Consider the following 23,637-nt stretch of genomic DNA (forward strand, 5'->3'; position numbering starts at 1 on the left):
CCGTGCGCGCCCCGGCGCCGTACGCGACGGCCGGTCGGGGGCGGCCGCGCCGGCGAAAGCCACGGTGCAAGGCCCTGGTGCCACGGGGCGGTGCTTGTAGCATCGGGTCCCGGCACCGGAAAGGGGACCGACTGTGACCTGCGCCGATGCAGTGACGAATGCGCCCGGACGGGCCGCGCCACGGGAGACCGGGGCGCGCGGCCCGGCCGTGGAGGCCGCGCTTCCGGAGCGTAAGGGCGAGCGCACACGTCGGCGCATCCTGGCAGCCGCGCGGCGCAAGTTCGCAGAAGTCGGCTACGAGCGCGCCACCATCCGTGCCATCGCGGCCGAAGCCGACGTGGACAAGTCGTCCGTCATTCAGTACTTCGGCAGCAAACAGGAGCTGTTCCGCGAGGCCGTCCGCTGGCACATCCCGCACGACGAACTCACCACCGACGACCCCGGCCACGCGGTGGAGAACCGTCTGCGCCGCATGCTGGGCTACTGGGCGGCGGATCAGGACAGCCCCATGGCCGTGCTCTTGCGGACCAGCATGACGAGTGAGGACGCCGCGGAGCTGCTGCGCCGGCATCTGACCGCGGAGGTGACCGACCATCTCGCCGCCACCATCGACACCCCCGATGCCCGGCTGCGCGCTGCACTGTTCGGCGCGATGATGATGGGCATCGCCAGCCAGCGCCATCTGCTGCACCTGCCCGACCTGGCCGAGGCCGACGTGGAGGACATCGTGCGGCTCGCGGCTCCCCTGCTCCGCAGCCTCATCGCCCCCGAGGCGTAGCGGCCCGCGCCGTCAGGGCGGCGGGTCACAAGCAACTGGTGAACTTCGCCTGATGCAGGATGAGTTGACGTCGGGCATGCCGTACAGCGCACGGGTCTCAGTAGGCGGGGAAGGCCCAGCCCCCGGGGTAGCAGGGCTCCCGGTCGCCGCGGAAGGCAGTGGAGGCGTGTGCCAGTGCGCCCGGCCGGAGTTCTTGTACGAGTCCGGCGGCCGCGAGTGCGGTGAGGGTGGTGCCGCCGAGGAAGGCCGCCCCGAGCTCGGCCGAGGTCAGCCGCAGGTCGGGGGCGGCAGCCGTGCGCGCGCAGCCGGCTGTGTCGCCGTCCGCCTGCAACCGGTAGCGCCCGGCGTTCCACGGGCAGAAGCTGTCCTGAACGTCCAGGACGACGTCCAGCGCCGTGGTGTACCGACGCCCCGCCAGAGCGCGGTCGACGTCGACGAGCCGTACCCACAGGCGGTCCACTTCGGTGGTGCGCACTGCCCGGGGGTCGGTCAGCAGATGCGGGAGGGGCTCGTCCACCGCGGCCTCGTACTCGATCCACGGCATCAGGTCGATCCCGGCGAGGAAGCGCCACAGTGCGGCGTACGCCGGCCGGGAGACCGCCGCCAGCTCCATGACCTGCACGGCGCTCGCGTTCGCGCCGACGATGTCCCGTGCGCTCTTGAGCCGGTAGAGCGCGTAGCCGGTTGCCCGGCCGTCCGGTTCCCGGTGCACGGCGTACCGCAGAGCGCCGGCGCCGCCGCGGGCCTGCGGCGCGTCGTCGAGGCGGCTGTCCCAGGCGCGTTCGGCGCGGCCGGGCCAGCCGACCGTGCGGAGGCGCACCCGCTCATACACCGTCTCGATCTGCGGACGGGCCTCCTCGCGGCCCAGCAGCCGGATGCTTCCCGCCCCGAAATCCGTGCCGGGGCGGAAGTCCATGGCGCGCTTTTCGGCACGCATTTGAGCCCCACGCGTGGACGGGCCGTAGCCGTACCGGCCGTAGATGCCGGCCTCGGCGGGACGCAGTGCGGCAATCGGCTCGCGGCCGCACTCGTGCAGGTCGGTGAGCTGTCTGCGCATCATCGCGGTGAGGATGCCGCGACGGCGGTGGGTGGGGGCCACCCCGACCCAGGTGACCCCCGCCACCGGAAGCACGGCCCCGGGAACCGTCAGCGAGCGGGTGTAGGCCGCGGTCCCGGCAACGGGGAGGTCACCGTCGAATGCCGCAAGGGTGCGGTCCAGCTCGACGGTTGCGCGTTCCCGGGCGATTTCTTCGTCGGACCGGTCATCGCCGTAGGTGTTGGCGATGACGCGGGCCCAGGTCTCGAACTCGGCATCGGTGACGGGGCGAAGCGGAAAGGATGCGGGCACGGCGTCTGTGTAGCCGATGCGGCGGCACGGGCGCGAGGGATTTTCCCCGGCGAGGGCCGAGCGTGCAGACAGCGGGCGACAGCGGGCGGCCGGATGCGGGGCCGTTGCGGGCCTGCCGGTGACAGGCCCGCAACGGCGTGCGCAGGTGCGGCGATCAGAGCCGGTCGAGGATCTTCTTCATCTTCGCGACCTCGGCGGTCTGGTTCTTGATGACGTCGCCGGCGAGCTTCTTGGCGGTCGCATTACGGCCGTTGCGCTGCTCGGCCTTGGCCATGGTGATCGCGCCGTTGTGATGGCCGATCATCATCTGCGCGAACTTCCTGTCGAAGCCGGTGCCCTTGGCGGCCTTGAGGTCCGTCATGTCCTTCGCGGACATCATCCCGGACATGCCGCCGGAGCCGTGGTCCATGCCGCCGGAGCCGTGATCCATTCCGGGCATGCTGTGCGCGGACGACGCCGGGGCGCCCCACGCCTTGAGCCATCCCCGCATGGTCGTGATCTCGGGGCCCTGGGCCTTCTCGATCGCCGCCGCCAGGGTCTTGATCTCCGTGTCGGAGGCCCGGCCATCGGCCAGTCGGGCCATCTCGACGGCCTGCTGGTGGTGCGGGATCATGCTCTGCGCGAAGGTGACGTCCGCGTCGTTGGACGCCCCCGGGGCAGGGTTCGCCCCGGACTTCTTCGCGGCGGACGGCGCACTCGTGCTCCCGTGATCCGTGCCGCTCGTCCCCTCGTTGCTGCCGCACGCGGCAAGCAGCAGGACTCCCGAAGCGAGGACCCCCACGGCCGCGAGACGGCGGTTCAGGGGACGTCGGACGGCGCGCTGGACGGAACTCATGTCGATACACCTCATGTTGTCGGTCGTGCAGATGGAGGGCGCGTACGCGGCTTCGCGGGCCGCGCGTAGCGCGCGGCCGCGAGGGCGGGTCGGCCTAGATCCGCAGGACGGACAACCGGGTGAGGTCGGGTGGACGAGGTGGAGGGTTGGGCCGCAGCAGCGCGACGGCCTTCGCGAGGAGGTCCGCCGGCCATCCGGGCGTCCGGGTGAGGGCCGCGCCCAGCAGTATCGCGAGCGCCCAGGTGCCGAGCACGGCGCTGCACAGCGAGGCCATGTTCATGCCCGTGCCGGGTCCGGGAGCGTAGTGCGAGGACGGGTCGTCGGTGGCAGTCCCGGAGTGGGCGGAAGTCCCCGAGTATGGAGAAGTCCCCGAATATGGGGAGGTCCCCGAGTGGGCGGAGCGCGCGGGCGGTGCCTGGCGCGTCGGGGTGTCGGCGGCGGCCGGGGTCCGGGACATCGCGGCCATGCCGGTGGTGTGGCCTGCCGCGGCGTGGCCACCGGAGCCTGCGGTCCCATCGGGATGCCCGACGGTGTGCATCACGAAGACGCCGAGCGCGAGCACCACGACCAGCAGGAGATGCGCCATGGCGCCACCTGCTCGTACACACCGTCTCGTGTTTACCTTCACCGCTGCCGGACCTCCTGAGGAGCAGCGTACCCAAGCAAGCGGATCGAGCCGTGCTTCGGGGCGCCTGCGCGCCTGTCGGCGGCTATCGGCCGGCAGGCGGTTCCCAGACCGCGCAGTCATGGGCGAAAAGCACGCGTCGTGGGTCGAGGGCTGCGAGGCGGTCCCACCATCGGGGGGTGGGCAGCGGTACGTCCGGAGCGTGCGGTGCGGCGTGGCGGGCGAGGTGGTCCGCGGTGAACTCGGATGCGCGGTCGTACGCCTGGCCGGCCAGGATCACGGTGCCGTCGCCTCGCCGGACCACCAGGGATTGGTGCCCGTCGGTGTGTCCGGGCGTCGGGAGGATCCAGATGCCCGGCCGGACCTCGGCCTCGCCGGGGAGTTCCTCGTAGCAGGCGCCGGGGAAGTCGATGAGCTCGTCGACCGTGTAGCCGCCCCGGCGAGCGGTGGCCAGCTCGACTTCCTGCACCAGAATCGGCTTGCCGCCCAGCAAGGGATTACCTCCGCAGTGGTCGAAGTGGAGATGGCAGTTCACCACCAGCGAGATGTCGGCGAGCGTGACTCCGGCCGCCGACAGGGCGTCCTGCAACGCCCGGCGCCGGGGCCGGTAGTGCGCTTCGGTCTCGGGGTCCGCGTGCCCGATACCCGTGTCGAAGAGGAGCAGTCCCTGGTCATGCCGGACCAAGTAGGCCAGCACGGGCTCCACCCGCGGTAGCGGGCCGCCGGTCTCCGACGCGGGCCGGACGATGTATCCCAGGTCCAGTCGGCGTACTGCCGTGTCATTCCCCATCCGGACATGCTGACAGCCCGTCATGCCCGTCACCGGCTGTTCCGCCGACGGCGGACGGATGCGCACGCCTGGCGATCGGCGTGGGGACGCAGAACCTCCCGGTGCGCCGATGCGCCGCCCGGACGGCCCGAGGGTCGCGCCCGGGCGGCCGGCCGGTGCCTGACGGCCGGAAGGGCTGGTCCGACGCCTCGGAACGCGGCGCCGTCCCCCTCCGCGGCATGGCGCAGAGGGGGACGGCCGGGTGTCAGCGGGATTCGTGGAGCACCATGGCCGAGCCGCCGCCACGGCGCTTGGGTTCGGCCACCGCCGTGATCTTGCCGCCGGGCAGGAATTCCAGCGCGGCCACCGCCCCGATCTCCGGTGAGGGGGTGAAGGCCTTCGGAGCCAGGACGAACCGGTGCCCCAGCGCCTCCAGCTTCTTGCGTTCGGGCGAGTCGAGGAAGGCCGGTTCGGCTTCCGTCTGCGTCGCGTTCCGCTGCGAGATACGTGGTGCGGCGACCGCCGCCGGTAGCGACATGCCGAGGTCCAGTCGGTTGACCAGGGTCTGCAGCACGGTGGTGATGATCGTGGCGCCGCCCGGCGAACCGACGGCCATCATCGGCTTGCCGTCCCGCAGGACGATCGTCGGGGACATGCTGCTCCGCGGGCGCTTGCCCGGGCCCGGCAGGTTCGGGTCCGGCGTCCCCTTGGTGAGGGGCGCGAAGTCGAAGTCGGTCAGCTCGTTGTTGAGCAGGAATCCGCGGCCGGGCACGGTGATGGCCGAGCCACCGGTCTGCTCGATCGTCAGGGTGTAGGAGACGACGTTGCCCCAGCGGTCCGCGGCGACCAGATGCGTGGTCGAGGGCCCCTCGTGCGGTTGCTTGCTCCCGGTCTTGCCCTGGCAGCCCGAGTCCGGGTGGCGGGGGTCCGCCGGGGCCAGCGGGCTGGTCAGTGCCTTGTCGGAACGGATCAGGCAGGACCGGCTCTTGGCGAACTCCTTGGAGAGGAGGGGCTTGGTGGGCACATCCGAGAACGCCGGGTCGCCCACCCAGCGGTTGCGGTCCGCGAAGGAGATCCGGCTGGCTTCCAGGTAGTGGTGCAGGGCCTGCGTCTTGTCGGCCTTCGAGAGGTGGAAGTCGTCCAGGATGTTCAGCGCCTCGCCGACCGTGGTGCCGCCCGAGGAGGACGGCGCCATGGAGTAGACGTCCAGCCCGTGGTACTTGATCCGGGTCGGGTCCCGGCGTTCGGTCGTGTAGCGGGCGAGGTCGCCCGGCTTCATCAGGCCGGGCCGGGCCTGGTGGTGGGCGCCGGGTGCCATGGGCGGCTTCTGGACGGTCCGCGCCACATCGCGGCCTATGCTGCCGTGGTAGAGCGCGTCCACGCCTTCCCCGGCGAGCTGGCGGTAGGTCCGGGCGAGGTCGGGGTTGCGGAAGCGGGAGCCGACCACCGGGAGCTCGCCCTTGGGCAGGAACAGGTCCGAGGTGGACTTGATGTCACGGAAGCGCTTCTCGTTCATGGCCGTCTGGGCCCGGAACTCCTTGTTGACCACGAAGCCGTCGTCGGCGATCCGGGTGGCCGGGTGCAGGGCCTTCGCCAAGGAGACCGTGCCCCAGCTCTTGAGCGCCTTGTCCCAGGTGGCCGGCGTGCCCGGGACACCGACCGACAGCCCCGAGTTGATCGCGTCCTCGCTGGGCAGCGGCTTGCCGGTCTTGGGGTCGAGGAACGAGTCCGCGCGCATGGCGGCCGGCGCGGTCTCCCGGCCGTCGATGGTGCGCACCTTCTTGGCCTTGGCGTCGTAGTAGACCATGTAGCCGCCGCCCCCCACTCCCGCGGAGTAGGGCTCGACCACGCCGAGCGCGGCAGCGGTTGCCACCGCCGCGTCCACGGCGTTGCCCCCCTTGCGCAGCACCTCCAGCCCCGCGCGGGAGGCATACGGGTTGACGCTGGACACCGCGCCGCCGCTGCCGGTGGCGACCGCCTTCTTCGCGGGGGCCGGCGGCGTGGCCTCGGCGGCGGACGCGGTCCCGCCGGCACTGCAGGACGTGGCCAGCAGGGAAAGACTGAGCGCTGCCGCGGACGCGGCGGCGACAGCGGCACGACGGACAGCCATACGGCCTCCAGGATTTCGCTGTGGTGTGCAGGGAATTCCCGAAACCCTGGCACCGTTCGAGTGGCGGATCAACGCTGAGCTGCAAGGTTTGCGTGAGATCTGAGGTTTCCCCTCGGTAACCTCAGAGGGGTGGGGGGATGCGGTGGTCCGCTTCGGAGCCGCGGGCGCGGCGTAGGCGCAGGGAAGCAACTCCCCCTTTCCCCCGGCCCGTTGACGCTTTTGCAGGTGAGTCGGCACCCGAGGCCAGGGGGACGCGCGCCCCGAGGGCGGGAAGCATGCTGCCGTCCACCCCGAGCACCCCCGAGCGCCCCGGGGACCTGAGCGGGGCCCGGCCACCACGGCGGCCCGCCCCGCCGCGCCCGGCGTCGCTCCGGAGTCCGTGCCACCACTCCGGTGGACACGCGGCCGCCACGTCGGCGAACACCATGGTCGGCATGGTGTCAATGCGTACCCTGACCTGGCCGTCGCGTAGATGGCTGGATCCTTTCGCGGTACGACAGGAGCACACGATGGCCGCCTCCGCCCCTGCCGGTTCGTCCGGGACCGCAGTGCGGCATCGCTTCCGGGCGTGGATGCTGGAGGGGCTGGCCGACATGGCCAAGCACCACCCCGGTCCGCACGCCGCCCCCCAGGGGGTCGTACGGGGGCAGCGGTGGTGGCGGGTGATGTGTCTGACCGGTGTGGACTACTTCTCCACCCTCGGCTATCAGCCGGGCATCGCCGCTCTGGCTGCGGGACTGCTGTCGCCGGTGGCCACCGTCGTGCTGGTCGTGGTGACGCTCGCCGGGGCGCTGCCGGTCTACCGGCGGGTGGCCGAGGAGAGTCCGCACGGCCAGGGGTCGATCGCGATGCTGGAGCGGCTGCTGACCTTCTGGAAGGGCAAGCTGTTCGTCCTGACCCTGCTGGGTTTCGCCGCCACCGACTTCCTCATCACCATCACCCTGTCGGCGGCCGACGCCGCCACCCACCTGGTGGAGAACCCGCACGTCAGCAACGTCCTCCAGCACCAGCAACTGGTCATCACACTCGTCCTGATCGCCCTGCTCGGTGCGGTGTTCCTCAAGGGCTTCCTGGAGGCGATCGGGGTGGCGGTCGTCCTCGTGGCCCTCTATCTGGGACTCAACGCGGTCGTGGTCGTCGTCGCGCTGTGGCATGTGGTCACCGCCGCGCAGGTCATCCCCGACTGGTCCCAGGCGCTGACCGCCGAGCACGGCAACGTCCTGGCGATGATCGGAGTGGCGCTGCTGGTCTTCCCGAAGCTGGCGCTGGGCCTGTCCGGCTTCGAGACCGGCGTGGCGGTCATGCCCCATATCGAGGGCGACGCAGCTGACACCGAGGAACGGCCGGTGGGGCGAATCCGCGGGGCGAAGAAGCTGCTCACCACCGCGGCCGTCATCATGAGCGTCTTCCTCATCATCACCAGCTTCGTGACGACCCTGCTCATCCCCAAGGAAGCGTTCCAGCCCGGGGGTTCGGCCAATGGGCGCGCGCTGGCCTATCTGGCCCATGAGTATCTGGGCTCCGCCTTCGGCACCGTCTACGACGTGTCCACCATCGCCATCCTGTGGTTCGCCGGCGCCTCGGCCATGGCCGGCCTGCTCAACCTCATGCCCCAGTATCTGCCGCGCTACGGCATGGCGCCCCACTGGGCCCGGGCGGTGCGTCCGATGGTGCTGATCTTCACCCTGATCGCGTTCCTCGTGACCTGGCTCTTCGACGCCAACGTGGACGCCCAGGGCGGCGCTTATGCCACCGGCGTCCTGGTCCTGATCAGCTCCGCCGCGATCGCGGTGACCCTCGCCGCCCGGCGCGCCCGTGAGCACGGCTGGTGGATCGCCTTCGCCGTGATCGCCGTGGTGTTCGTCTACACCACGATCGCGAACATCATCGAGCGCCCCGACGGCGTCAAGATCGGCGCCTGCTTCATCACCGGCATCATCCTGCTGTCGTTCCTCTCCCGCCTCGCCCGCTCCTTCGAGCTGCGGGTGACCAGCGTGGTGCTCGACGACATCGCCCAGCGGTTCATCCGCGATATCGCCCAGCGCAAGATCCGCCTCATCGCGAACGAGCCCGACCAGCGCGATGTCGCCGAGTACCGCGACAAGCTCCAGCAGATCCGCTCGGACAACGACATCCCCACGTCCGAGGACTTCATCTTCGTCGAGGTCACCATCGGCGACCCGTCCGAGTTCGAGAGCGAACTGCGGGTACGCGGCGAGGTGCTGCACAACCGCTACCGCGTGCTCTGCCTGGAGAGCCCCGCCGTCTCCAACGCCCTGGCCGCTCTGCTGCTGCACGTACGCGATGCCACCGGGCATCGGCCGCACATCTACTTCGAGTGGACCGAAGGCAACCCCTTCGCCCAGTTCCTGCGCTTCTTCCTGTTCGGCCAGGGCGAGGTCGCCCCCGTCACCCGCGAGGTCCTCCGCGAGGCCGAACCCGACCGGGCCCGCCGCCCTCATGTCCACGTGGGCTGAACGACGGCGCGCGGACCACAGCCGGCCCGCTTCCCTGCCGTCCGCCCGGAGTTATCCACAACTTCCCCTCGACGTAAGGGCCTGGCGCTCGGCGTGCTCGGGGTGGCCGATCTGACCCGGCCGATCTGACCCAGCGCCGCCACACCGGTACCTGCCCGGTCGGAGTGGCGACCCAGGATCCGCGCCGGGGCCGAGCCCTGGACGTCGGTGACAAGTCCGCGCGCGTGCACAGGTTCCAGAAGGCAACGGTGCACAGCGCCCTGCAGATCATGGGCTCCATGGGCGTCCGGAATCCGGACGGCCTGCGGCCCTGGATGCTGCACCGGCGGATCGATCCGCTCACCGTCCGGTCGTACGAGGAGCTCTACGACTGGCTGCGCCCCGGCGAGTTGCCGGCGGACCCGCCGCCGGACTGGGCCGCGGACCGGGCGGCGGCCGACCCCGATCACTTCGGTGTCTGAGACGGGCCGCTTCTCGATGTCCGAGCGTCCGAGTGCGTTGAACTGGCAAGTCACCCGCATAGGAGTGTTCTTGCTGGGTAGGCGGCCGCTGTGCGTTCGCGTGTGCCGGACGCGCAGGGAGGCATGATGACCACCGTCGTGAACGACACCACAACCGAGCAGCACTCCGACCTGGCCGCAGAACTGCCGGAGGTGGAGTGCCCCAGCGCGGTGGCCCCGAGGGACGCGAGGGAGCTGTCGAAGCAGTTCTTCGACCGGCTGCGGTTCCTCGACGAGGGCACGCACGAGTACCAGTACGCGCGGAACACGCTCATCGAGATGAACATGTCGATGGTGCGCTACGTCGCGCGTCGCTACCGCAATCGTGGCGACGACATGGAAGACATCATCCAGGTCGGCACGATCGGACTGATCAAGGCCATCGACCGCTTCGACCTCTCCCGTGAGGTCGAGTTCTCCACCTTCGCCGTGCCCTACATCCTGGGCGAGATCAAGCGCTTCTTCCGCGACACCGGCTGGGCGGTGCACGTCCCGCGCCGGCTGCAGGAGCTGCGCAGCGATCTGGCGAAGGCCAAGGAAGAGCTCCATGTCCAGCTCGACCGCGACCCCACGGTCCAGGAACTCGCCGCCCATCTGGACCTGTCGGAGGACGAGGTGATCGAGGGGATCGTCGCGGCCAACGGCTACTGCGCCGGCTCGCTGGACACCCCCACCGATCCCGACCCCTCCCACCAGCGTCGTGCCCTCGCCGATGTCCTGGGCGAAGAGGATCCGGCCATGGGGACCGTCGAGGACCTGCACGCCCTCGCACCGCTGCTGCAGGAGCTCGACGAGCGGGAGCGCCAGCTGATCGAGCTGCGCTTCGGGCAGGAGATGACCCAGTCCCAGATCGGCGCCGAGCTCGGCGTCTCCCAGATGCACGTCTCCCGTCTGCTCACCCGCACCCTGACCAAGCTGCGCGCCGGCATGCTCAGCGACCGCTGACCGGGACCGTTCCCGTCGGGCGGGCTCCGGCCGTGCAGGCCGGGTGCCCGCCCGCGGTCGTTGGGGCGCCCGCCCCGGGACCGTAGCGTCGTACGCCCTCCGTACGGGCCGTGGGCCGGGGTGGGGTGCATGATGGAAGTAATCGAATAGACGCACGTGAAGAGGCGTAATTCGTGAGCGACGGATTCCTGGAGACCGGTTACGGGAGCGACGAGACCGGTGGCGAGGACGTACGGCCCGACCGCGAGGGGCAGGCCGAGGCGTTCGATGCGATCGGTGACCGCTATGACGAGGCGTTCCCGTTCAAAGAGGGACAGCTCGCGGCCGGCGAGTGGCTGATCCGCTCGCTGCCGGGCGGCTCCCGCGTACTCGACCTCGGCTGCGGAACCGGCCTTCCGACCGCTCGGCAGCTGGTGGACGCGGGGTGCGAGGTGGTCGGCGTCGATCTGTCCCATGGGATGGTCGAGCTCGCCCGTAAATATGTGCCCGATGCAACGTTCCACCGGCTGGACATCGCCGACCTGGCGCCCGGCGGCCCCCACGACCTGGGCCGCTTCGACGCGGTCGCGGCGTTCTTCTCCCTGCTGATGCTGCCGCGTGCCGAGATCCCCCTCGCGCTGCACACGATCCACGACCTGCTGGTCCCCGGTGGCCTGTTCGCGCTCGCGATGGTGGAGGCCGACGTCGACTACTTCACGATGCCGTTCCTCGGCAACACCATCCGGGTGTCCGGCTATCTGCGGGAGGACCTGCGCAAGGTCATCGAGGCGGCGGACTTCGGGGTCGTCGAGGAGACCTCGTACACCTACGCCCCGTCGGTCTCGGACGTACCGCCCGAGGAGCAGCTCTTTCTGCGCTGCCGACGGCGCGACTGAGGCCGCCCGGTACGTCCTGGCACCCACCGGACGGACACCCACGAGTGACGGACACGCACGAGTGATGGAGCCCCGCACCCCCCACCACGGACCCGGCAGGCTCCCCGCCGGATCCGGGGGGCGCCCTGCGGAGGGTGCCCGGGGGGAAGCGGAGCGTGGCGCCGAGGCACAGACCGACCGTCTGCGGTACCTGGAAAGCGCGACGCGGCGGATCGCATGGGGCAGCGACCGGGACGAGACGCTGGGGGAACTGTGCCGGGCGGCGATCCCCGCGTTCGCCGACGCGATCCTCGTCCATCTGCGGGATCCGCTGCCGAGCGGGGAGGCGGAGCCGGCCGAGCCGAGCGTCCTGCGGCTGCACAGCATGGCCCAGGGGCCGGAGGCTTCGGTCACCGAGGCGCCTGCGGGGGCCGCCGAGTTCGCACCGCTGACGGTGAGCGGACGGTTCGTCGGGATGCTGCTGGCCGGGCGGCCCGTGTTCGGCGACGCCCCCGGGCTCGTGCCCACGGTGACCGCCCTGCTGGAGCCGGTGGCGAGCCTGCCGGCGACCACGTCACCGGGCCGGCGGCTGATCGTCGCCCCGCTGTACGGCCGCCGGCACGTCCTGGGCACCGTCGCCCTGCTGCGCGGGGCCGGCCGGCCCGCCTTCACCAAGGACGATCTGCTCGTCGCCTCGCAGCTGGCCACCCATGCCGCGCTCGGCATCGACAAGGCGAGGGTGTCCGGCCACGAGGCCTCCATGGCGGACGCGCTCCAGCTCACGATGCTGCCCTCGTCGCTGCCCCGGACCACGGGCGTCCGGCTGGCGAGCCGGTATCTGCCGGCTGCCGACACCGCCCAGGTGGGCGGCGACTGGTACGACGCGATTCCGCTGCCCGGCAACCGCGTCGCGCTGGTCGTCGGCGACGTCCTGGGCCACTCCATGACCTCCGCCGCGATCATGGGGCAGCTGCGTACCACCGTGCAGACCCTCGCCGGGCTCGATCTGCCGCCGGAGGAGGTACTGCATCACCTCGACGAGCAGGCCCAGCGTCTGGGCAGCGAGCACCTGGCGACCTGCCTCTACGCCATCTACGACCCGATAGCCCAGCGGCTGCTGATCGCCGACGCGGGACATCCGCCCCCGGTGCTGCTGCACCCGGACGGCTTCGGAGAGGTGCTGCAGATCCCGCCCGGCGCGCCGATCGGGGTGGGCGGCGTGCCCTTCGAATCGGTGGAGATGCCCGCGCCCACCGGAGCGACCCTGCTGCTGTACACCGACGGCCTGGTCGAGTCCCGGGAGCGGGATGTCTGGGCAGGGGTGGAGCTGCTGCGCGCCCGTCTGCAGGCCGCCGCCGACGCGTTCGGGTCCCCGCCGCTGGACATGCTCTGCGACGCGGTGCTGAACATCCTGGAACCGGAGAGCCTGGACGACGATGTCGCGCTGCTCGCCGCCCGGTTCGACGGGTTCCCGCCGCTCAATGTCGCCTACTGGTTCCTCAGCCCGCAGCCCCAAACGGCGGGCCGGGCCCGGAAGTTGACCCGCCGGGCACTGCACCGCTGGGGGCTGGACTCGATGCTCGATGCGACCGAGCTCATGGTCAGCGAGGTGGTGACGAACGCGGTGCGCTATGCCTCCCGGCCGATCGCGCTGCGGCTGCTGCGCACCGATGTGCTGCGGTGCGAGGTGGGCGACGATTCCCCGCAGGTGCCCCGGATGCGGCGCGCGCAGGCGGGTGACGAGGGCGGGCGCGGCCTGTTCCTGGTCGACCGGCTGGCCCAGCGCTGGGGAGCGACGCGGTTGAGCACGGGCAAGGTCGTCTGGTTCGAGCAGCAGATGCCCGAGGAGCGCCGCCGGAAGACGCCCAGCGCACCCTGACCCCGGTCCGCGCCCGGCCCGGGGTCAGATGGCCATCGCCTCCTGGATCCACCGGTTCACCCGGTACGGCAGCCACCACAGCAGCGGTCCGGTGCGGGCGATCAGCCGTTCCGCCAGGAAGTCGGCGGTGATGGCCTCGGGCACGGCCGACGGCGGGGCGCCGTAGGCCAGCTTGTCGATCGCCTCCCGGTATGCGGGCTCGTCCGCGGTGAAGCGGCGCAGGTCGCCCCACCGGCGGTCGCGGATCTGGACGAAACCCGGGCCCTGGCGCCACAGGCATTTGCAGAGGTAGTGCTCGTTGCGCCACTGGGTGAGCGCGGCCGCCGGGTCGGCGAGGCCGGTGAGGGTACCGGGCGGCTGGAGGTGGCTGAGGTCGCGCCAGCCGTCGTCGGGCTCCGCGGGCAGGTGCAGCTGCCACTCCACCAGGACCGCGCGCGCCGTCAAGTCGCGTATGAGGCACAGCCGTTGGACCGCGCGAGCGGCGGCGCCGGGTTCGTTGACCGCGGTCAGGTCGATCTCCTCGGCGAACCGCACCCGGCGTACCCCGAGTTCCCACAGCCGGTCGGCCTGTTCCGTCGGCGGGCCGGCCGGAACGAGGGCGCCCAGGCTCATGCCGGGCAGTGCGCAGGCGGCTTCGTCGTAGTCCCGCCAGGCGCTGAGCGTCGGCCCGGTGGGGGTGGCGGTGCTGGGCATGGTGTCTCCTCGTGGACCGGCGTCAGACGTGGGCGACGGCGCGGGCGGCGGCGTCCGGCTGTTCCTGCGGGGCGGGGGCGGCATGGGTGTGGCGCATGAAGTCGAGCCGCAGCAGGTCCTCGTTGACGGCCGCCGGTGCCAGATGGACGTACTGGCCGCCGTCGGTGAAGACCAGGCCGAGCGTCACCCAGTGCTGGAGGAGGGCGTGGACCGCTGCCGCGTCGATGGGGTGGGCAGGCAGCCGCGCGGCGAGCTTGCGGATCAGGGCGGCGGGGGCGTGCGGCTGGTCGAGGAGCCGGAAGGCCGCGGTCTCCAGCGGCTCGGTGAGTTCCATGGCGCCCCAGTCGAAGGCGCGCCGGCGGCTGACGAGCACGATGCGGTCGCCGAGGTCGGCGTGGGTGAGCCGGCTGTCCGCGTGGTGCTTCTTCCAGGCGCCGAGGGCGTCGTTGAGCGCGGTGACGGTGGGCGCGGTGATGCCGCGTTCCGGTGCCTCGAAGACATAGGCCAGATCGAGCAGTTCGGACTCGGGCAGGTCGTAGGTGAAGCGGTAGTGCTCCTCGGGGCGCAGGCCGGTGAAGCCGAGTTCGGGCCGGTTGAAGTACGGGCTGAAGCGTTCGATCGCGATGCGGGCGGACAGGTCGACCGGCGGGTTGAGGTGTTCCAGGGCCGGTATCTGGGCGATCACGGGCTCGTAGTCGGCGGCGGTCTCGCCGGGGAAGCCGTGGAGGTAGTTCCAGGAGACGGAGAGTCCGGTCTCGGCTCCGTCGCGCAGCATCCGGACGTTCTGACAGCCGCTCACGCCCTTGTCCATCAGGTCGAGCACCCGGCTGTTCAGGCTCTCGATGCCCGGCTGGACGTAGATCATTCCGGCCTCGGCGAGGGTGCGCAGCTGGGCCCGGCGCATGTTCGCCTTGATCTCGATGTGCATCCGCAGGTCGTGGCCACTGTCGATGATGCGGGGCAGGACTGTGGTGAGGTAGCCCATGTCGAGGATGTTGTCGACGAGGTACATGTCCAGCACCCGGTGGCGGCGGGCCAGGTCCATGATCTCTTCGAGGAAGGTGTCGGGGCTCTTGCTGCGGAACTGCATGAAGGAGCCGTTGAGGCCGCAGAACGTGCAGTGGTGCTTCTCGCCCCACCAGCAGCCGCGGGCCCCCTCGACGACGAGCTTGGGCTCCACCCAGTTGCGCGCCACGGAGGACGCCAGCCGCTCGAAGTAGCCGCTGTAGTCGGGCGGGAGGATGGTGGCGGGCGGCAGCGGGCTGGTGCTCATCGGGTTGGCGATGCTGGTGCCGTCGGCCTGCCGGTGGCACAGCCCGTGGACGGCGGACGGCTCGGTGCCCTCGTCCAGGGCGGTGAGGAGCTGCGGGAAGGCGGCCTCGCCCTCGCCGCGGACCACGAAGTCCAGGAAGCCGAAGTTGCGGTGGGCGGCGGCGCCCTGCTCGGCGTCGCAGTTGGCGCCGCCCATGACGGTCTTGATGTGCGGGGCGAGGCGCTTGACGTATTTGGCGGCGGCCAGCGCCGCGGTGTTCTGCTGGAAGGTGGAGGTGAAGCCGACGACGTCGGGGCCGGCGGCGACGATCCGCCCGGCGATCTCCTGGACGAACTCCGGTACCACGCGGTGCAGTTCATGCGACATCTGCAACCGTTCCGCGCGCAGTTTGCCGCGCATCGAGGCGCTGAACTCCTCGGCGCGCCACTCGGGATCGTCGTAGAGCGCGGAGGAGAACACCCAGTCGCCGCATCCCATGAAGTACGAGGAGAGCGCATAGAACTGGTAGTCGTCCCCGGTGAAGGCGGTACGCCGGGTGATCCAGTCGGTGAACTCCAGGTTGGCGTGCAGGACATCGGCGTGCCCGGAGGTGCGCTCGTCGACGCTTCGTCTGAGGATTCCGAGGGCCAGCGAGGGCAGATCGATCGGGGACCAGGGCATATTGACCAGCAGGACGCGCATATCGGCTCCACGTGCGGCAGCGGGTGGGGTGGCGGGCGGCCGGCGGCCGGCCGGTGCGGTGCACGGGTCCGGCCGGCCCGGTGGCACCGGGCCGGCCGGGGAGGGTCAGTCCTCCTCGGTGTCCTCGGCGTTGCGGAACGGTACGGTCACCGTGACGCCGATGCTCGGCCGGCGGTTCTCTTCGTCACCCGCGAGCGGGTCGTTGTGGATGATGTCCTTCTGCATGGCTGTTCTCCTGTCCTGGCGAGTTATGGAACGTGCGTCGTGCACTCGGCGGCACCGGATGGGCCGGTGCCTCCGAAGACCCCGTCCGCTGCGGAACGGGGAGTTCGAGGGGCCGCGGGGGCGCGGCGCAGATGCCGGTCCAGGAAGCCCATGGCGCGCCGCAGTACGGCCACGTGGTGTGCGCCGGTGTATCCGTCGTGGCCGGTCTCCAGCCACAGGGACTCATGCGGCACACCGGCCTCCCGCAGGGCGGTGAGGTAGCCGCGTACCTGGCCGGGCGGGCATTTGGCGTCGAGGGTGGCGGCGATCACCAGCAGCGGGGCGCGGACCTCGGCGGCGTAGTGGAGCGGTGAGCTGCGCGCGTAGCGATCGGGTACGTCGTCGGGGGTGCCGCCGAACAGCCGCTCGTCCAGGGCCCGCAGCGCGGGGGTGCCCGTACGGTGGGCCGCCACGCAGTCGGCGACCGGTTTGACGGCGACCCCCGCCTGCCACAGGTCCGGGCGGGTGCCGAGCGCCAGCAGCGCCAGGTAGCCGCCCCAGGAGGTGCCCCACAGACCGATCGCGTCCTCGCGGGCCAGGCCGCGGCGCAGCAGATCGGTGCGGACCGCGACGAGGTCGGCGACCTGGGTGAGCCCGACGCCCGCACCGAACGCGGTGCGCCAGCGAGGCCCGTAGCCGGTGGAGCCGCGGTAGTTGACCCGGGCGACCGCGAACCCGGAGGCGACCAGGGAGTGCACCTCCGGGTCGTAGGCGTCGCGGTCGTGGTCGGCGGGGCCGCCGTGCACCAGGAACACCAGCGGGGGACGCCGGCCGGGGGCCGAGTCCGGTTCGCTGAGCAGGGTGTGCACGGGCCCGTCCGGGCCGGGGGTCCACAGCTCGCGGTGCCGGCCGGGTACCCGGGCCGGCAGGGTGGCGAGCGCCGGGAGGCGGGTGCCGGCGGTCGAGCGCATCTGCGGCGGGGTGGCCGCATCGGTCCAGAGGTAGTGCACGTCGTCGCCCGGGTGCGGGGCGGCATCGAGCAGGGTGCCGGGCGGGGAGGGCACCGGGGTCAGGGTGCGCCGGTCGAGGTCGGCGGCCGCGAGGGTGGAGCGGCCGTGGCAGTCCTGGCGGACGAGGACCCGGCGCCCTTCGGGGTACCAGCGCGCGGTGATCTCGGTGTCGAACCGGCACCAGTCCTGGGCCCGCAGCCCCGCGCCGGGCCGCCAGGTGGCCAGCCGGTAGTGGCCGTCGGCCTCCTGGACCAGCAGCAGTTCGGTGCCGGCCGGGGACGGCGCGAAGCCGAGCGCCCACAGCCGGCCGGTACGTCCGGAGAGCTGGTCGAGCAGGGCCCCGGAGCAGGTCAGGAGGGTGACCGCCCGGTCGGAGCCGGCCGCGCCCGACAGGGCCAGCAGCCCGCCGGACGGCGAGATGCCCGCCAGCAGCGCATGGCCGTCGACGGTGTGCACCGCCCGGGCCGGACCGCCCGGCATGCCGAGGTGCACGGTCATGCCGTGGCCGTCGCCGAGGCCGATGGCCACCGTCCCGGCGTGGCTGACGGCGAGTCCGTGCGGCAGGCCCGCGGGCAGACCGGTCAGGCCGGGCAGCCTTGGTCCGCCGTCGAACTCCTGGAAGTACCAGCGCCCGGCGCCGCGCCGGTCCTCGGCGAACCACCACACCCGGGCGTCGGCATCGAGGGCGCAGTGCAGGGTGCCGTCCGGGCTGTCGGTGACCTGGCGTGCGGTGCCGGTGGCGGCGTGCCAGGTGAAGATCTCGCAGCGGCCGCCGGCGTCCGCGGCCAGGGCCATGCGGGCCGGGTCGCGCGGGCAGACCTCGGGGAGCGCCGGCCGGTAGACCCGGAAGCCGGTGCCGTGGGGCGGGGCTTCGGCGGGACGTGCCGTGTTCGGGCTCATGCGGGCTCCTCCCCCGTGCCGCGGGTGAGGGCCGGTGCCGCCCAGGTCGCATGGAGCGCGACCGCGGTCAGTAGGACGGCGCAGCCCACGAGGGTGGTCCCGGGCCCGACCCGGTCGGCGGCCAGCCCGGCGAGGGCCGGTGCCAGGGCCGCGGCCGCGCCGGACGCGGTGGCCAGCACGGTGCCGGTGCGGGCCTGGAGTCCGGGCGGTACGACCTGGATGATGCGGGCCTGCAATGCCACGGTGGCCAGCGGCGTGAGCAGACACAACAGGCCGAAGAGCAGGCCGAATTGCCAGGCGTCGCGGGCCGCCGCCAGGGCCGCGGCGGGCGGCACCATCAGCCAGGACACCGCCACCAGCACGCGCGTCGGGGAGCGCCGGCCGGCCAGTCGGGGCGCGAGCAGCGCGCCGGCCAGCCCGGCCGCCCCGGCGAGCGCGAGGACGAGACCCGGCCCCGCCGCGCCGCGGCCCTGGTCCTGCAGGGCGAAGACCGTCGTGTAATACAGCGCGGCGAGCAGCGCGTTGACGGCCGAGAGCCACCCCAGGGCCAGCCGTAGGAGGGGCTCGCAACGGATCAGCGCCACCCCGGCCCCGGCTTCCGCGGCCGCCGCGCGCCAGGTCCGGCGCGGGCTGCCGGCCGGCGGCCGCTGCTCCCGGGGCGGGGACAACTCGGTACGCAGGGCACGGATGCAGCCCGCCGCGACGACATACGAGAGGGCGTCGGCGAGGAACGGCAGCCAGCGTCCGGCCTGGAAGAGCACCCCGCCCAGGGCGGGCCCGAGGACCAGGGCGCCCCGCTCCCCCGCCTGTAATCGGGACAGCACCCGCCGGTGTTCCGCCGGCGGACACACCAGGGCGACGGTGCCGAGCGACGCCGCCTCATAGCAGGAGGTCGCGGACCGCTCGAGGAGTACGGCGCCGATGAGTACGGCCATCGGGACCGCGCCGGACCGGACGGCCAGCGCGACGCCGGTCATCGCGGCGGCGGACACCAGCGCGGCGCCCACCATCACCTTCTTTCGCGCCCCACGGTCGGCGGGTACCGCGGCGAAGGGGCCGAGGAGCAGCGTGGCGGCCGCGCAGACCCCGGCGACGGCCCCGACCTCGGCGGGTGTCCGGCCCAGGCTCAGCAGCAACAGCGGCAGGACGAGCCCGGACAGCTGGCTGCCCAGCGCGTCACAGGTGCCCGCGCACCAGAACAGCCGCATGTCGCGCCGCACTTGGGCCGGTGGAACGGCGGATGCCGTCGCCGGGGCGGAACCGGTCACCGGGTACGGCCCGGGGCTGGTCTCGCCGGTGACGTCAGGCGTAAGCCGTGCGGTGAGGCATCCGCCGGGGGTGCCGATGTGCGCCGTTCCATGCGAAGCCACCCCGTATCCGTGGGTCGACCATGAAGATCGACGTCACCAAAAGGTCAACTTGCGGAGGAAATGTGTCCGAAGCGTGCCGGAGCTTAACCAGACAGTGACGCAGGCCACAAGATGTCGGTCCATGAACACCTTCGGGCGGCATGTCGCCCACCCGGAGCGGTCCGCAGACACCGGCCGGGGCGGGCGAGCCGACCGCCGGCCGGGACGGGTGAGCCGACCGCCTGCCGGGGCCGGCGAGCCCGCCGTCGCGCGCCACCCGCCGTCCCCCTCCCCGCAGGCGCCCGCTACTGCCGGCGGTGTACGCGGGCGAGGAGCAGAACGGTGTCATCGGCCGGCGAGCTCGCCACGAGACGGGAGAGGATGCGGTCGGCCGCGACCTCCAACGAGCCGGGAATCCGGGCCAGTTCCTCCTGGAGCTGGTGCAGACCCTCGTCGATGTCGCGGCCCCGCGCCTCGATGAGGCCGTCGGTGTACAGGGCGAGGACGGCGTCGTCGGGCAGGCCGATCTCCGCCGTGCGGAAGGTGGCGCCGCCGATCCCGAGGGGGACTCCCAGCACCTCGTCGATGATCTCGATCCGGCCGTCGGGGTGCCGGACCAGGGGCGGCGGATGACCGGCGCTGGCGAGCCGGGTGCGTCCGGTGAGGGGGTCGTAGCGGATGTAGAGGCAGGTCGCCAGCTCGATACCGGCCTCCTGCGCACACTGGTCGAGTTCGCCGAGCAGCTCGGCCGGTTCCTGGTCGTGCCGGGCCAGCGCCTTGGCCGTGATCCGCAGCCGGCCCATCGACGCGGCGGCCGAGACCCCGTGCCCCATGACGTCACCGACGACCAGGGCGACCCGGTGATCGGGCAGCGCGATCACGTCGTACCAGTCGCCGCCGACCTCGGTGACGCGACTGCCGGGCAGATAGCGGTGCGCGAGGTGCAGATACGGGCTGGGCGCCAGATAGCTGGGCAGCAGGGCCCGTTGGAGGGTGAGCCCGATGTTCCTCTCCCGGCTGTACAGCCGCGCGTTGTCCAGGCACAGCGCGGCACGCGAGGCGAGCTCTCCGGCCAGGCTGAGGTCCTGCTCGGTGAAGTCCGCCCGGCGGGCGGACCGGCCGAAGATGGCGAGTCCCTGGACCGTTCCCCGGGCGATGAGCGGGGCGAGGAGGAGGGCGACCAGCCCGCTGTCGGCCATCAGCCGGGCCCGCGAGGCGTCGAGCACCGTCCGCGCCAGGAAGTCGTCGTTCACCGGCACACAGATCGGACGGCCGGACCGCAGCATCTGGTGGATGGCGGAGCCCGGCGGGTAGTGCACCACTTTCAGCCCGCTGACCAGCTCCGTCGCGGGAGCGGGCAACACGGTGCCGGAGGCGATCCGCCGGGTGTCCACGGGCAGCGCCGGGTCGAACGCCTCGCTCTCGTTCCGCCAGTCCACGAGCTCCACGACGGATCCGTCACAGAAGTCCGGCACCGCGGCGTCGACCAGTTCCTGGGCCGTGACCTCCACGTCCAGGGTGGTGCCGATGCGGGCCGAGGCCCGGTCCAGCAGCGCCAGCCGCTGACGGCTGGCGGTGGCCTCCACGATGGCCTGCTCCTGGTCGGTGACGTCGACCAGCAGCCCGCCGACGCCGGGCCGGCTGCCGACGGCCTGGGTGAGCGGGAAGAAGCTCACCGACAGCACCCTGTCCCGGTCCGGGTGGCCGCGGGTACGCATCCCCACCCGCACCCCCTTGACGGTCCTGCCCTCGGTGGCGACGGAGCGCAGCAGGCGCTCGTACTCACCGTCGTCCGAGGTGATCATGATGTCGGCGAGGTGGCGCCCGAGGTGTTCCTCGATGGGCAGCCCGTTCATATCGGCGAGGGCCTGGTTGAGGTGGCGGTAGCGCAGTTCCTCGTCGAGCATGACCAGGCCGATGGGGCAGGTCGCGAAGAGGGCGTCGAGGAAGGCGAGGTTGGTCTTGACCCGGTCCAGCTCATCGCTGCGGCTCGCCAGGGCCATCACCACCGTGTGCCCCGCCTCGCCGGTCACCGGGAAGACCCGGAATCCGCAGTCGAAGTCCGTGCCGTCCCGATGTCTGACGCGCCGGCGGCCGCGCCAGTAGCCCTCGGTACGGCCGCGGTCGGCCATGCGGGCGCATACGTCCTCTTCGGCGCCGCCGCCGGCGGTTCCGCGGAAGAGGAATGCGCCGGGCCGCGAGAGCGCCTCGGCGGCGCGGTAGCCGAAGAGGTCCTGGGCGCCCGGGCCCCAGTAGCAGATCCGGTTGTCGTCATCGATGCCGCACACGGCCACCGCCACGTGCTCCAGCAGCGACCCGGGCTCGGACCAGAGCGGACCCCGGGCCCTCGCATCGCTCGGCCGATCTGATGACACCGGCTTTCCCTTCCGGCCGTCGCGCGGGCCGGCTGCTCCGCCCGGCGCGGCGGAGCGGCTCTCTCAATTCTGCGCTCGTCACGCACGTACGGACACCTCGGACCGCCGCGGGGCCGGGGACGCCGCTCACCGACTCGGCACTACCGACGACAAAATCACGCGAAGGCCTATAAAGCCGTACAAAGCGGGCGTAGGCTGACCAGGACGCCGTATTGCACCGCGAGCGAGCGATGGAGGCGTCGTATGACCGACCCTTACGGCTTCCTCAAGACCCCCCGACGGCCCGTGGCGGCGCGCCCCGTCGAGGAGCGGCTGCACGACTGGCACGAGGTCTACGCCGGGCAGGCGCTGCTGCCGCTCATCTCGGAGCAGGCGGGGCGCTGCATGGACTGCGGCATACCGTTCTGCCACAGCGGCTGCCCGCTGGGAAACCTCATCCCCGAGTGGAACGCGTACGCACGGCGGGGCGACTGGCGGGCCGCGGCCGAGCGGCTGCATGCGACGAACAACTTCCCCGAGTTCACCGGGCGGCTGTGCCCGGCACCCTGCGAGGACGCCTGCGTCCTGGCCCTCAATGCCGATCCGGTGACGATCAAGAACGTCGAGCAGGCCATCGCCGACCAGAGCTGGGAGCGCGGGTACACCGCGCCGCATCCACCGCAGCGGCTCAGCGGAAAGAGCGTGGCCGTCATCGGCTCGGGACCCGCGGGACTGGCGGCGGCACAGCAGCTCACCCGTATCGGGCACACCGTCGCGGTCTACGAGCGCGCCGACCGCATCGGCGGGCTGCTGCGCTACGGCATCCCCGAGTTCAAGCTCGAGAAGTGGCACCTGGAGCGCCGTATCGCGCAGATGGCGGCGGAGGGCACCAAGTTCCGTACGGGGGTGGACATCGGCCGCGACCTCGACGCCACCGAGCTCACCCGGCGGCACGATGCGGTGGTGGTCGCCGTCGGCGCCATGGAGCGGCGCGAGCTCGCCGTCCCGGGCCGCGAGCTGTCCGGCATCCATCAGGCCATGGACTATCTGACGCTCGCCAACCGCGTCACGGAGGGCGACTACGGCTCGCCGCCGCTCACCGCCGAGGGCAAGCATGTGGTGATCGTCGGTGGCGGGGACACCGGCTCGGACTGCCTGGGCACCGCCCTGCGGCAGGGCGCGGCCTCCGTGGTGCAGCTCGACATCAACCCGGAGCCGGGCGACGTCCGGCCGGAGGCCCAGCCCTGGCCCGTCTATCCGAAGGTGTTCCGGATCTCCCATGCGCACGAAGAGGCCCGGGGCCGGGAGGGCACGGATCCCCGGCTCTTCTCCTCCGCCACGCTCCGCTTCGAGGGGGACACGTCCGGCCGGGTCCGCGCACTGCACCTGACGGAGGTGGAGCCCACGGCCAGGAAGCCGCGGCCGGACACCGAGCGCGAGATCCCGGCGGAGCTGGTGCTGCTCGCCCTCGGCTTCTCCGGTCCGGAACGGGGTGGACTCATGGAGCAGCTCGGGCTCGCGCTGGACGACCGGGGGAATTTCGCCCGGGACGCCGGCTTCGCGGCCGAGGGGGCGCAGCAGGACGCGTGGCCGGTCCGCCGCGGGACGGACGGGGTGTTCGTCGCGGGCGACGCGGGACGCGGCCAGTCGCTGGTGGTGTGGGCGATCGCGGAAGGACGCTCCGCCGCGGCGGCCACCGACCGCTATCTCACCGGCTCAACCGAACTCCCGTCCCCCGTCTCCGCCAAGGACCGGCCGCTGGTGGCGTGAGGCGGCGCCCGCGCTTTGCGCGGCTACGGCGACTGAGAAACGATCAGATGGATCCCGTAGCCGCCGAGGGCGGCGCAGAGCGCAAAGCAGAGAAACGCGGTGGCCCGTGCCAGCGGATCCGCCACGCTGCCGCGCCCCGTCCCGTTCATCCGCAGTCTGTGGGAGCGGGCCAGCGCGATGATCCCGAGCGAGAAGACCACCACGAGCAGGGTGACCAGGGTCAGGCTGACGACGCAGACCACGACGAGACCGTGCCAGTCGATGTGCATGTCTCACGCCTCTT

Annotated in this window: 17 protein-coding genes and 1 pseudogene; 7 read left to right on the forward strand and 11 right to left on the reverse strand. The window is 72.0% G+C overall.

Annotated features, from left to right (window positions below; genetic code table 11):
- The first annotated feature begins 133 nt into the window (after positions 1-133).
- Positions 134-778, forward strand: coding sequence for a TetR/AcrR family transcriptional regulator (locus BKA18_RS02550; RefSeq protein WP_366045901.1), 645 nt, complete (start codon positions 134-136; stop codon positions 776-778).
- A gap of 97 nt (positions 779-875) precedes the next feature.
- Here the strand turns inward: BKA18_RS02550 and BKA18_RS02555 are convergent, their stop codons facing one another.
- From BKA18_RS02555 to ggt, 5 genes are all read right to left on the reverse strand, one after another.
- On the reverse strand, positions 876-2,126 hold the full coding sequence (locus BKA18_RS02555) for a GNAT family N-acetyltransferase (RefSeq protein ID WP_366045903.1): 1,251 nt from the start codon (positions 2,124-2,126) through the stop codon (positions 876-878).
- A gap of 154 nt (positions 2,127-2,280) precedes the next feature.
- Positions 2,281-2,961, reverse strand: a complete 681-nt coding sequence (locus BKA18_RS02560; protein ID WP_366045904.1) for a DUF305 domain-containing protein — start codon at positions 2,959-2,961, stop codon at positions 2,281-2,283.
- A gap of 94 nt (positions 2,962-3,055) precedes the next feature.
- Entirely contained in the window at positions 3,056-3,547 is a 492-nt protein-coding gene (locus BKA18_RS02565; RefSeq protein ID WP_366045905.1) for a hypothetical protein, read from the reverse strand.
- 124 nt (positions 3,548-3,671) lie between these two features.
- Positions 3,672-4,376 (reverse strand): N-acyl homoserine lactonase family protein, encoded by a 705-nt coding sequence (locus BKA18_RS02570; RefSeq protein ID WP_366045906.1) that lies wholly within the window; start codon positions 4,374-4,376, stop codon positions 3,672-3,674.
- Between the two features lie 244 nt (positions 4,377-4,620).
- The gene (ggt, locus tag BKA18_RS02575; RefSeq protein ID WP_366045907.1) at positions 4,621-6,465 is read right to left on the reverse strand and encodes a gamma-glutamyltransferase; all 1,845 of its coding nucleotides are present in this window, start codon (positions 6,463-6,465) and stop codon (positions 4,621-4,623) included.
- Between the two features lie 509 nt (positions 6,466-6,974).
- On the opposite strand from ggt, the gene BKA18_RS02580 reads away from it, so the two are divergent.
- From BKA18_RS02580 to BKA18_RS02600, 5 genes and pseudogenes are all read left to right on the forward strand, one after another.
- Positions 6,975-8,942 (forward strand): APC family permease, encoded by a 1,968-nt coding sequence (locus tag BKA18_RS02580; RefSeq protein WP_366045908.1) that lies wholly within the window; start codon positions 6,975-6,977, stop codon positions 8,940-8,942.
- Positions 8,943-9,073: 131 nt separating this feature from the next.
- Positions 9,074-9,403: pseudogene (locus BKA18_RS02585) on the forward strand (glutamate synthase-related protein); the annotation flags it as partial.
- 126 nt (positions 9,404-9,529) lie between these two features.
- Positions 9,530-10,387, forward strand: a complete 858-nt coding sequence (locus tag BKA18_RS02590) for an RNA polymerase sigma factor SigF (protein ID WP_366045909.1) — start codon at positions 9,530-9,532, stop codon at positions 10,385-10,387.
- Positions 10,388-10,560: 173 nt separating this feature from the next.
- Positions 10,561-11,262 (forward strand): class I SAM-dependent DNA methyltransferase, encoded by a 702-nt coding sequence (locus BKA18_RS02595; RefSeq protein WP_366045910.1) that lies wholly within the window; start codon positions 10,561-10,563, stop codon positions 11,260-11,262.
- A 64-nt stretch (positions 11,263-11,326) separates the two neighbouring features.
- Positions 11,327-13,120 carry an ATP-binding SpoIIE family protein phosphatase gene (locus BKA18_RS02600; RefSeq protein ID WP_366045911.1) on the forward strand — a complete coding sequence of 598 codons (1,794 nt, stop codon included), beginning with the start codon at positions 11,327-11,329 and terminating at the stop codon, positions 13,118-13,120.
- 24 nt (positions 13,121-13,144) lie between these two features.
- Here the strand turns inward: BKA18_RS02600 and BKA18_RS02605 are convergent, their stop codons facing one another.
- The 5 genes from BKA18_RS02605 to BKA18_RS02625 all read right to left on the reverse strand — a co-directional run bounded on the left by BKA18_RS02605 (position 13,145) and on the right by BKA18_RS02625 (position 21,605).
- On the reverse strand, positions 13,145-13,813 hold the full coding sequence (locus BKA18_RS02605; protein WP_366045912.1) for a DUF5825 family protein: 669 nt from the start codon (positions 13,811-13,813) through the stop codon (positions 13,145-13,147).
- A 22-nt stretch (positions 13,814-13,835) separates the two neighbouring features.
- On the reverse strand, positions 13,836-15,767 hold the full coding sequence (locus tag BKA18_RS02610; RefSeq protein WP_366045913.1) for a RiPP maturation radical SAM C-methyltransferase: 1,932 nt from the start codon (positions 15,765-15,767) through the stop codon (positions 13,836-13,838).
- 248 nt (positions 15,768-16,015) lie between these two features.
- The gene (locus BKA18_RS02615) at positions 16,016-17,881 is read right to left on the reverse strand and encodes a S9 family peptidase (protein WP_366045914.1); all 1,866 of its coding nucleotides are present in this window, start codon (positions 17,879-17,881) and stop codon (positions 16,016-16,018) included.
- Complete coding sequence (locus tag BKA18_RS02620; RefSeq protein WP_366045915.1) at positions 17,878-19,251, reverse strand: MFS transporter; 1,374 nt, start codon at positions 19,249-19,251, stop codon at positions 17,878-17,880. The genes BKA18_RS02615 and BKA18_RS02620 overlap by 4 nt, the downstream gene beginning before the upstream one ends.
- A 284-nt stretch (positions 19,252-19,535) precedes the next feature.
- On the reverse strand, positions 19,536-21,605 hold the full coding sequence (locus BKA18_RS02625; RefSeq protein WP_366045916.1) for a SpoIIE family protein phosphatase: 2,070 nt from the start codon (positions 21,603-21,605) through the stop codon (positions 19,536-19,538).
- 243 nt (positions 21,606-21,848) lie between these two features.
- On the opposite strand from BKA18_RS02625, the gene BKA18_RS02630 reads away from it, so the two are divergent.
- The gene (locus BKA18_RS02630) at positions 21,849-23,354 is read left to right on the forward strand and encodes a glutamate synthase subunit beta (protein ID WP_366045917.1); all 1,506 of its coding nucleotides are present in this window, start codon (positions 21,849-21,851) and stop codon (positions 23,352-23,354) included.
- A 23-nt stretch (positions 23,355-23,377) separates the two neighbouring features.
- On the opposite strand, the gene BKA18_RS02635 is transcribed toward BKA18_RS02630, so the two are convergent.
- Positions 23,378-23,623, reverse strand: a complete 246-nt coding sequence (locus tag BKA18_RS02635) for a hypothetical protein (RefSeq protein WP_093481688.1) — start codon at positions 23,621-23,623, stop codon at positions 23,378-23,380.
- Between the last annotated feature and the right edge of the window lie 14 nt (positions 23,624-23,637).

The sequence above is a fragment of the Streptomyces auratus genome, from assembly GCF_050433025.1.
Taxonomy (GTDB): domain Bacteria; phylum Actinomycetota; class Actinomycetes; order Streptomycetales; family Streptomycetaceae; genus Streptomyces; species Streptomyces sioyaensis.